Here is a 10,708-nt window from a genome sequence, read left to right as displayed (position 1 = left end):
CTGCGAGTCAATCAGACTCGATGGTTCAGGCATCTGTATCTGCAAGTCAATCAGAATCGCAGGTTCAGGCATCTGTATCGGCAAGCCAATCCGAGTCTTTGGTTCAAGAATCTGTTTCAGCAAGTCAATCTGAGTCCTTGGTTCAGGCATCTGTATCTGCGAGTCAATCAGACTCGTTGGTTCAAGAGTCAGTTTCTGCGAGCCAATCCGAGTCGTTGGTACAAAAATCAGTTTCCGCGAGTCAGTCAGAGTCGTTAGTACAAGAATCCGTTTCAGCAAGTCAATCTGAGTCCTTGGTTCAGGCATCTGTATCTGCGAGTCAATCAGACTCGATGGTTCAGGCATCTGTATCTGCAAGTCAATCAGAATCGCAGGTTCAGGCATCTGTATCTGCCAGTCAATCAGAGTCGTTGGTACAAGCATCCGTTTCAGTGAGTCAATCACAATCTACTTCTGATGTCGAATCTAAGTCTCAAAATACAGAATCTATGTCCTTTTCTCGTTCTGATTCAATGAGTCAGTCGGAATCGCAAGTATCGACTGATTTGCGATCAACATCATTGAGTCAATCGGACTCGTTAGTGCGAGAGTCTGTTTCAGCTAGTGAATCCGACTCGCAGGTTCAAGCCTCAGTTTCAGTGAGTCAGTCAGAATCACAAGTTCAAGCTTCGATCTCTGCAAGTCAATCCGAATCACAGGTTCGAGAATCAGTTTCTGCAAGCCAGTCTGAATTGTTGATTAAAGAATCTGTTTCTGTCAGTCAATCAGACTCGTTGGTACAAGCGTCCGTTTCTGCGAGCCAGTCGGAGTCGTTGGTACAAGCATCAGTCTCAGCCAGTCAATCAGAATCGCAATCAAAAGTAGCTTCTGAATCGGCATCTAAGAGTGAGTCTGAAAAAGCCTCGAAATCTGTTTGGTTGAGTCAGTCGGTATCCTTATCTAATTTAGCGTCTAGATCCATTTCTATGTCTCAATCGCAGTCAACATCGGCGGTTGGATCGGAAGAAGTGGTTTCTCAACTGATTTCCTTGTCGCAATCTATTTCGATGAGCAAAAAGCTGTCTGAATCTGTTTCAATGAGTCAATCCGAATCCTTGGTTCAGACCTCAGTATCTGCCAGTCAATCAGACTCACTGGTACAAGCTTCGATTTCAGCGAGCCAGTCAGAGTCACAAGTTCAAGCTTTAGCTTCAGCGAGCCAGTCTGAATCGTTGATCCAAGCTTCGATCTCTAATAGACAATCAGAGTCGTTGGTACAAGCTTCGGTTTCCGCGAGTCAATCCGAATCCTTAGTACAAGCTTCGATTTCTGCAACTCAGTCTGAGTCACAAGTTCAAGAATCCGTTTCAGCGAGCCAGTCCGAGTCACAAGTCCAAACTTCAGTTTCAGCAAGTCAGTCTGAATCGTTGATCCAAGCTTCGATCTCTAATAGCCACTCAGAGTCGTTGGTCCAAGCTTCGGTGTCCGCGAGTCAATCAGATTCATTAGTTCAAGCTTCTGCTTCGACAAGCGAATCGGCTTCAACTTCTCATGTCGTAGCTGCATCGCAGGTTTCAGAGTCTGGATCGTTCTCTCGATCCGTTTCTGAGAGTCTATCTGCTTCACAATGGACATCCCATTCAGAATCTCTAGCATCAACATCTGTTTCAAAATCAGACTCCTATAGCCAATCAACTTCGCTCCTTTCAGCAAGCGAATCGGCTTCAACGTCCATGCCAGTATCTGAATTTCCTTTGACGAGTGTTTCAGATTCTAGAAGCGCATCATCAACAGAGAGTCAATCCTTATCGCAGGAAATTTCTGAATGGATCAGTGTGTCTTATGCGTCAAGTTTCTCTGCTGTGACAAGTTCTTCGGAGTCTGTCGTGTCTTCGTTAGACACCTCTTACTCAGAATCTCCATCAGATGCAAGCTCGCTAAGTGCGACACGTTCTTCAGGACCTGCTCTTCCAGAGACAGGTGCCCATCCTTCATCTAATATTCTTGCTACAGGAGCTTCCATTCTTCTGTCTGGATTAGCCCTTTTAGGAATTCGGAAAAAAGATGGCAAATAAAACCTTAAAAGACCGGAATGAACCGGTCTTTTATTGATCTAGAATGTCTAAGAAGTTGGGAAATATGTTATAATGAATGAGGAAGTTTTCGTTGAGGGATATGAAAAAGGTTACTTTGTGAAAAGCTCTGTTTGCCTTCATATCTTCAGAAAATATGGGATTAAAAAAGAAGAGTCAGAGGAAAGAGATGAAAATCCATTTTACAAATTTATTCGGGCAATCTTCGAAAAGTGTTGCCCTGATGGCACAAAACGATATTATGAATGTCGTTCGTGAACTTGGGGTTAATGAACTAGGGATCTACTTTTATGATCATAGCAATGAACCAGCTAGCGAATTGAACTCGCGGATGGATGGGATTTTAGCAGGCGTTGCTTTTGGGGATATCGTCTTCGTTCAATCTCCTTCTTGGAATGGAATTGAGTGGGACCGCCGTTTGGTTGATAAGTTAAAACTCCTTCAAACCAAGCTGGTCATGTTTATCCATGATGTTCCACCACTCATGTTTGAGAGCAATTATTACCTAATGCCTAACTATATCGACATGTACAATCAGAGTGATCTGGTCGTTGTTCCGTCAGAGCAAATGTACCATCGTCTAGTATCAGAAGGGCTCACAGTGAAAAAATATGTGGTCCAAAAGTTGTGGGATTTGACCCACAGTTTGGATCTCTATACTCCGCAATTTGAGAAAAAACTGATCTTCTCAGGGAATCCGTCGCGTTTCCCACATATCATCGATTGGAAATATGAGACACCCCTTCATGTCTATACCGAACCAGTTGAAGGAGTCGATTATTCTAAGGTCCATATGGAAGGCTGGCGAACTAAGCAAGAGTTGCTTCTCGAGCTTTCCAAGGGTGGTTTTGGGCTTGTCTGGGGAAATTCTGAGAATCCTGAGGATGAGCGGGATTACTACAAAGAAAATATTTCCTACAAACTATCAACTTATCTATCTGCTGGTCTTCCAGTAGTAGTGCCAGACTATTTGTCAAATGCAGACTATATTCGAGAAAAAGGGCTCGGTTTTGTAGCCTCCAGTCTTGAAGAAGCCAATCGTTTGGTCCAAGACTGTACAGAAGAAGAGTATGCCCAAATGGTCCGAAAGGCTCAATATACTTCTTATTTGATCCGCAATGGCTATTTTACAAAGAAATTATTTGTCGATACCATCATGGCTTTAGGAGAATAATATCCAAGTAAACAAGATTCTTCAGATAAACATCTGAAGGATTTTTTGTTGAATACGGTACCAAATGGGGAAATTGAAATATTATCAAATATTAGTGACAAATGAGTTTGGAAAAGTCGCAAATTATGGTAAAATAAGTTGAGATAAAATGCTCTAAAGGCACATATTAAAAGGCTATTCCCCAGGTGGAAGAGTCAAAATGAGTAAGAGAAAGTTTAAAAGAAATGTTAAAACGATCTGAAGTAGGAAAGAGATTTTGTTGGACGATATTTTTCGTCTTTATTTATGTTTTGGGAAGTAAAATTTCCTTGCCTTTTGTTGACTTATCAAAGGCCTTGAGACTCAATGAGGGAACGACAACCGGTTTACAGCTCTCAAGTGCTGTGATGGGGGGAAACCTCCGCGGAATGTCGATCTTTTCGATCGGTCTATCCCCTTGGATGTCTTCCATGATTTTGTGGCGGATGTTTACCGTTTCAAAACGCTTTAACCTCGAAAAAACTAGTTCGGAAATTGTGGAGCGGCGAAAGATGTACGTGACCTTGGCACTCGCCATTGTCCAGTCCTCGGCAGTGGCCATGTATCTCCCCTTGAAGACAGGGTTGAACTCCGGACTTGTCATTGCGGTCAATACCATGATTATGGTAGCTGGAGCCTTCTTTCTAGTTTGGCTCTCAGATCTAAATGCCGCTTTGGGGCTTGGAAGTTCTGTGGTGATCATGATGGCTGGGATGGTGATGTATCTTCCAGAAGACGTGATGCAGACCCTTTCAAGTGTCAATAATATCCCAGAGATCGCTTATGTTCTGGGCGTGATTTTTATCTTGGTTTTTGTCTATGTGGCAGTCTTGGTGGAATATTCCAAGTACCAGATTCCTGTCAATAAATTAGGAATCCACAACAATTTGAAAAGTTATACTTTTTTGGATATCAAGCTCAACCCAGCAGGAGGGATGCCCTTCATGTATGCCATGACCTTGGTGTCCATTCCTCAGTACGCGATGCTGTTGATCTTGTCTATGGATTCCAATGCCAAGTGGGCCGCTCATTTAGCCAAACACTTGGTGATGGGAGACCCGATTTGGATTCTTCTTTACATTCTGATGATCGCCCTTCTCTCTTTTGCTTTCGCCTTTGTCAATGTGAACGGAGAAGAAATTGCAGATAAGATGATGAAGGCGTCCGAGTATATCGATCATGTCTATCCTGGAGCAGATACACGTCGCTATATCAATAAAATTGTGCTACGCTTGACGGTTTTTGGGACCTTGTATCTGATCCTCTTTACGGCACTTCCTTTTTCCCTCTTGTTATGGGATAAAGATCTTTTGCGCTTGACCATGATTCCAGGAACCTTCCTCATGTTTGTCGGGATGATTTACAATATCCGAGAAGAAATTCGTGCCCTTCGTGTCAATCAACGTTATACAAGAATATTCTAGGAGTAACCATGTATTATTTTGTACCAGCCTGGTATGGAACGGACCGCATCTGGCAGCAAACAGCTACCCCTTGGTACTGGATGCGAGAATCCATTGAATTTGATGATACCATTAATCAAGTTCGTATTTTTCAAGAAGCAGAAATGGATCGGATCTTATTGTTGCCTCAATATAGTCCGCAACTGCGCTATTTTTTACACCGCCAAGATTTGTTAGAGACAGATGTGCTTTCGATTTTTGATCGTATCCAAAAGGTTCCGTCTAGTTTGGCGATGCACCCAGTTCAGCTTCGGGACATCGAATGGCCGAGTGAGACCACTTTTTCCTATACTCCCTTTTTGGTGATGGCATTTCGAAAGGGCCACCACCTAGCAAAAATTGATATGGGGGTGGATGGAAACATTCTCTCTTTGACTCGTTATAAGAATGATGAGATCAGCTACATCGAGTATTTAGATGATCGCGGCTTTATCTCTAGTAGGATTTACTACAATGAGAGGAAACCTTATTTTCAAGAGTATCTGAGTTTTGATGGACAATGGGTTTTGAGAGAAATGTTGATCGAAGAGAACCAATCTGTTATGGTCAATGAGGCTTTCTTTTCTGCCTTCAAAAAAGAAAGCTATTCCGATATGGGAGAAGTTGTCGCTGAAAAGATGAAGGAACAGTTGGCAGCCTTGGTTCCAGGACGAGATCAGTTGGTTCTGGCAGCTCATCCAGCAAATTTGGCCTTTTTACAAGATACAGCAAGTAGCGTCAAAAAAGTCTTGTCTTTCTATGGGGATCGTCAGCCCTTGTCTGCCGAAAACTTTGCCCTCTATTTTGATATGATTGATGCCCAGCTCTTGATCACAGATAGTGAAAAAACCAAAGAAGCGATTGGGGGCTTTTCCCCTAGCCTGGCTCAAAAGACACACCGGATTACCTCTTTTGACTCCCGCCTTCGTTTGGGCTCTAGTCAGGAACGCAAGGAATCGAAGATTTACTTTTATGTCAACGAAGCCGAGCTCCCAAGTAAGAGCCAGCTCAAGAAGGTCCTAGAAGTGTTGGCGCAACATCCCTTATTTGAAGTTGTTTTTGCATTTTACAATGGCTCACCGGAGCGGGTGAAAGAATTAGAAGGGCAACTCGAGGAATTGATTGCTAGTGAGCAGGACTTGCATCTTGTTCAGTCGCCAAGTCAGTCACAAGGGCTTGGAGAAAACCAAATCATTGATGAAGAGTCTGTACAAGACGCACCGGACTATCGTTTTGTAGTTAAGAATTTTTCAAATGAAAATGACATTATTCAAGAGTTGGAAAAAACACGCTTGATTGTAGATTTAAGCGAGGAACCCAACCTCTACACGCAAATCGCGGGTATCTCTGCTGGGATTCCACAGGTCAACCGCGTCCAGACAGAATATGTCGATCATTTGAAAAATGGCTATGTCTTATCAAAGGGAGACAAGGAATTAGAAAAGGCAATCACGTACTTCTTATTGGAATTGAAGCCTTGGAATGAAGCCTTGGTCTACTCAATCGAAAAAATCCAAGAATACACCGGTCAACGCTTGATCGAGAAATGGGAAGGATGGATGAAAGAACGTCATGGATAAAAAACTACAGATACCCCATATTCTCCAAATCGGCTCAAGTAGCTGGCAGGATCAAATGAAACTTCCTGCTGGACTTGGCTGGCACTTTTTTCAAGCCACCGCTCTTCCATCGCTCAAAGACTATATGGAAGAAGAGGAAATCTCTAAATTTAAAGCCTTGATTTTAGAGAATCCAGAAGATTTGTTGGCTTTAGGAGAAGACCTGACTTATTTTCAACCTTATACCGTTTTTTATGACGAAAGCCGTAAGCTAGAGGCACCTTCTGAAGAATTAGCCCACCTCTTAAGGCTTAAACAAGCGAGACCCTGGGACTTCTCAAACAAGCATCAATTTCTCTATGTTTTAGACCGCTTTTTATACGACAATCAATATGGGGATGCCTTTACAGTTCGTGATCTGCAGGTGAGACCTGATTTTGCTGGTCAGCAAACAGTCTTGGGGCAACACTTCCTCAAGCTTGACGGAGCATACGGGGAAGAGTTTACGCCGATTGCTCAGTGGGTTTACAATTATGTGTATGACGCTAGCCGCCCCATCAATTTTTGGTTGGAATACGAAAAAGATCCTAGCTGTCAGCTACAATTGCGGATTCAATTTTACCGCTTTGGTGCTCTGGGAGAGTGGGTCAAAGATGCAGTTTTTTCAGAAGAAGAGATGGAGCAACCGCTAGAATTGGATGGAGCAGAACCTTATTACCTAGCCTTTTCGCTGGAAGCAAAAGGAGAGGGGACGCTTACGATCGGAGCCTTACATAAGCGCTTGTCACATGGTCCTTTAGGAGAGATGACCGTAGGAGCTAAGACGCTACGGGACCACAAACGCCAAGAAATTTTTGCTTATTTCCATCCTGGCGATATGAAGCCCCCTTTAAACATTTACTTTTCTGGGTATCGTCCGGCTGAAGGTTTTGAAGGGTTTGGGATGATGCGTGCGATGGGGAGTCCCTTTATTCTCTTTTCTGACCCAAGACTGGAAGGTGGATCCTTCTATATGGGCTCAGAAGAATTGGAAAATCAAATCACTGCTTTTATTGATCAGCACTTGGACTTGCTCGGCTTTGAGCCAAAAGATATGAATTTCTCAGGCTTGTCCATGGGGACCTTTGGTGCCCTTTACTATGGTGCTCTTTATTCTCCTCATGCGATCTTAGTCGGAAAACCCATTGTCAACCTGGGGGATGTCGCTGCCAATCTGAAATTTAAACGTCCAGATGAGTTTGGAACGTCTCTAGACATGATGCAGTTGATCATTGGGCAAGTGTCACAAGAAGGGATCGGCCAGCTCAATCAACGTTTCTGGGACCGGTTTGAAAAAGCGGACTTTAAGGATACCATTCTAGCCCTTGCCTATATGCGGGATGATGACTACGACCAGCAGGCCTATCCAGATATTTTAGAAGCCTTGTATGAATTACCGGTTCGTATTATCAGTACCAGCCGCGCTGGTCGACACAATGATGCGAGTGGTCCGATCATTGAGTGGTTTGTGACCCAGTACAAAGAAATCATGGAAAGAGACTTTGGAAGAAACCAATGATAAAAATAAAAGAAAATGAAAGCAGACGAATCTACTGGGGCGATACCGTTCTAGCAGATTATCTTTGGGGGTCAACTATTCAAGCAACTGCCCAAGGAAGCGTTCAATTTCAGAACCCCCTCATGCCATCTGGTCAAGTACTGAAAACCTGGCATTCGCAGACGAATTTTGGGGCAACTCGTCAAATTCCTAGTCTGCCCCTGCTCAAAAGAGAGCAAGATTACGAATTGGTTATCACGATGGAAGCGACACCTGCTCATACTGTTATGGTAGAAATCGTCTTCAAAGATCGCTTTGGAGAGGTCGTTGGCCGTCGAGTAACCGCAGAAGGTCGCTTGCCATTTACCTATCCAGATCAAGCATACGCCTATGAAGTACGCTTGCTCAGTGCAGGTTTGCAAGAGTTTACCTTCCACTATTTCACGATTCAACCAATATCGTCTGAGGGAGCAGAAGTTCTCGAATAGACGAACATCACTGCAAAAAAGAGGATCACATTGGATTACGTTAAATTAAGAAACATCAAAAAAATCTTAAAAGAAGTCAATAGCTGGAGGGATGACATGGCCTGTTTGACGGATCGTCAGCTGCAGGAGAAGACTGCAGAATTTCGGGAACGTCTAGCAGAGGGTGAGACCTTGGATGATCTCTTGCCAGAAGCATTTGCGGTTGCGCGGGAAGCTGATAAACGGGTCTTAGGTATGTTTCCTTATGACGTGCAAGTCATGGGAGGGATTGTTCTGCATCAGGGAAATGTCGCTGAAATGAATACCGGTGAAGGAAAAACCTTAACAGCGACCATGCCGGTTTATCTCAATGCCCTAGAAGGAAAAGGGGTTATGGTCATTACGACCAATACCTATCTGGCAACTCGGGATGCAGAAGAGATGGGACAGGTCTACCGCTTTTTAGGTTTGACCGTCGGCGTTCCTTTGAAACAGTCAGAGGACGAAGAATTAGATCCAGAAGTCAAACGCGAAATTTACCAATCAGACGTCATCTATACGACCAATACCAGTCTGGGCTTTGACTATCTAACAGAGAACTTGACGGCTTCAGCAGATGGCCAATTTTTGGCAGACTTCAATTACGCCATTGTTGATGAGATTGATTCGGTGCTCCTAGATAGTGCGCAGACTCCCTTGATTATTTCTGGTTCTCCTCGGGTCCAGTCCAACCTTTATGGGATTATTGACACCCTGATCCAAACCTTCAAAGAGGGGGAAGACTTCAAGTTTGACGAAGAAAAGAAACGGGTTTGGTTGACTCGAAAAGGAGCTCATGCAGCAGAAGCTTTTCTTGCTATTCCCAATCTCTATGATCCCCAATACCGTGACTTGGTCCGCCATATCAGTCTAGCCCTGCAGGCCAATAAAAACTTTATTAAGGATAAGGACTATGTCATCCATCCTAATGTCGAAGGACAACCTGAGATTGTTTTGCTAGACCAGGCGACGGGTCGCTTGATGGAAATGACCCGCTTGCAAGGAGGACTCCACCAGGCGATTGAAGCCAAAGAAGGTCTCAAACTCACCCAAGAAACACGGGCTATGGCTTCTATTACTTACCAAAACCTCTTTAAGATGTTTCGGAAGTTGGGAGGCATGACGGGGACTGGGAAGGTCGCTGAGGCAGAATTTCTCGATACCTATGCCATGTCAGTGATCAAGATTCCAACCAATCGCAAGAAGATCCGTAAGGATTTGCCGGATGAAATCTATCAAACCTTGCCAGAGAAAATCGTGGCTTCTTTGGACTATGTGAAGAAAATCCACGAAAAAGGTAATCCGATTCTGGTCTTTGCCGGATCGGTTGAAATGTCGATTCTTTATTCGAATCTTCTTTTGCGGGAAGGGATTCCTCACAATCTTCTCAATGCTAACAATGCTCCTCGAGAGGCCCAGATCATTAAGGAGTCTGGTCGAAAAGGTGCTGTGACGGTTGCGACCTCAATGGCCGGTCGGGGAACCGATATCAAGTTGGGACCAGGAGTCGCTGAGTTAGGTGGCTTGGTGGTTGTCGGAACTGAGCGGATGATGAACCAGCGGATTGACCTTCAAATTCGGGGACGTTCAGGTCGCCAAGGAGATCCCGGTTTGACCAAGTTCTTCGTCTCATTGGAAGACGATTTGATGAAAAACTGGGGGCCAGACTGGATCCAGGATACCTATCAAGACTATGATGTGGATGAGCGGATTGGTTCAGCTAAAGCTCTGACCAAGCGCAAGTATAGAAACTTGGTGGAACGGGCTCAAAATGCTAGTGAAAGTTCTGGTCAGGCCAGTCGTCGGATGACGCTAGAATTTGCGGAAAGCATGAACATTCAGCGTGCCATCGTCTACGAAGAGCGCGACCGCTTGATCAAACAAGAAGGTCGCTTGGACGACATCGTTGAAAAAGTTCTTCGTTCCGTCTTTTCAAGCGTAGCCCATAAAAAAGAATACAAGGAACCGGTAGCTTTTTATCGCTATATGTTAGACAATGTGAGCTACCAAGTAGATCCGGAAAAGGCCCACCAAACCTTCCGTAGCAAGAAAACCAAAGAGAATTTCTTATGGGAGATTGCTAAAAGCGAGTTGGAAGCTAAGTATGAGATCTTAGGCACCGATGAGGTGATCGCCCAATTCCAGCGCATGGCCATCCTAAAAGCTATCGATGAAAACTGGGTCGAGCAGGTAGACTATCTGCAACAATTGCGCATGGCGCTCTCTGGTCAGTACACCAGTCAGAAAAACCCTTTGGTAGAATTTTTCCAAGAAGCCTACCAATCCTTTGAACGAATGAAAGAGGCGGCCAAAGAACAAATGGTCCGCAATCTCTTACTAAGTCGAGTAGAAATCAATAAAAAAGGGGAAATTGTCTTGCATTTCCCATAAAAGAGGACA

The 10,708-nt window shown here is 44.1% G+C and carries 8 protein-coding genes; 7 read left to right on the top strand and 1 reads right to left on the bottom strand.

Annotated features, from left to right (window positions below):
• Positions 1 to 444, bottom strand: a 444-nt coding sequence (locus tag ACESR9_RS06250) for a hypothetical protein (protein ID WP_373106073.1), incomplete at its 3' end; no start/stop codon positions are given.
• A gap of 521 nt (positions 445 to 965) precedes the next feature.
• Here ACESR9_RS06250 and ACESR9_RS06245 point away from each other — a divergent pair.
• The 7 genes from ACESR9_RS06245 (at position 966) to secA2 (ending at position 10,699) form a co-directional block, all read left to right on the top strand.
• Positions 966 to 2,054 carry an LPXTG cell wall anchor domain-containing protein gene (locus ACESR9_RS06245; RefSeq protein WP_373106072.1) on the top strand — a complete coding sequence of 363 codons (1,089 nt, stop codon included), beginning with the start codon at positions 966 to 968 and terminating at the stop codon, positions 2,052 to 2,054.
• Between the two features lie 187 nt (positions 2,055 to 2,241).
• Complete coding sequence (locus tag ACESR9_RS06240; RefSeq protein WP_070659278.1) at positions 2,242 to 3,246, top strand: sugar transferase; 1,005 nt, start codon at positions 2,242 to 2,244, stop codon at positions 3,244 to 3,246.
• Between the two features lie 224 nt (positions 3,247 to 3,470).
• Positions 3,471 to 4,688 (top strand): accessory Sec system protein translocase subunit SecY2, encoded by a 1,218-nt coding sequence (gene secY2, locus ACESR9_RS06235; protein ID WP_373106068.1) that lies wholly within the window; start codon positions 3,471 to 3,473, stop codon positions 4,686 to 4,688.
• Positions 4,689 to 4,696: 8 nt separating this feature from the next.
• Positions 4,697 to 6,286: an accessory Sec system protein Asp1 gene (asp1, locus tag ACESR9_RS06230; protein WP_373106066.1), complete on the top strand. Its 1,590-nt coding sequence runs from the start codon at positions 4,697 to 4,699 to the stop codon at positions 6,284 to 6,286.
• The gene (gene asp2, locus ACESR9_RS06225; protein ID WP_373106064.1) at positions 6,279 to 7,823 is read left to right on the top strand and encodes an accessory Sec system protein Asp2; all 1,545 of its coding nucleotides are present in this window, start codon (positions 6,279 to 6,281) and stop codon (positions 7,821 to 7,823) included. Before asp1 ends, asp2 begins: the two co-directional genes overlap by 8 nt.
• Positions 7,820 to 8,290: an accessory Sec system protein Asp3 gene (gene asp3, locus ACESR9_RS06220; RefSeq protein ID WP_023919257.1), complete on the top strand. Its 471-nt coding sequence runs from the start codon at positions 7,820 to 7,822 to the stop codon at positions 8,288 to 8,290. Before asp2 ends, asp3 begins: the two co-directional genes overlap by 4 nt.
• Positions 8,291 to 8,314: 24 nt before the next feature.
• Positions 8,315 to 10,699, top strand: a complete 2,385-nt coding sequence (gene secA2, locus ACESR9_RS06215) for an accessory Sec system translocase SecA2 (RefSeq protein WP_373106104.1) — start codon at positions 8,315 to 8,317, stop codon at positions 10,697 to 10,699.
• The last annotated feature ends 9 nt before the right edge of the window (positions 10,700 to 10,708 follow it).

The organism is Streptococcus parasanguinis, from assembly GCF_964238605.1.
Lineage (GTDB): Bacteria > Bacillota > Bacilli > Lactobacillales > Streptococcaceae > Streptococcus > Streptococcus parasanguinis_AJ.
Note: the sequence above shows the minus strand (reverse complement) of the source record. Positions and strands in the feature narration are given on the sequence as shown.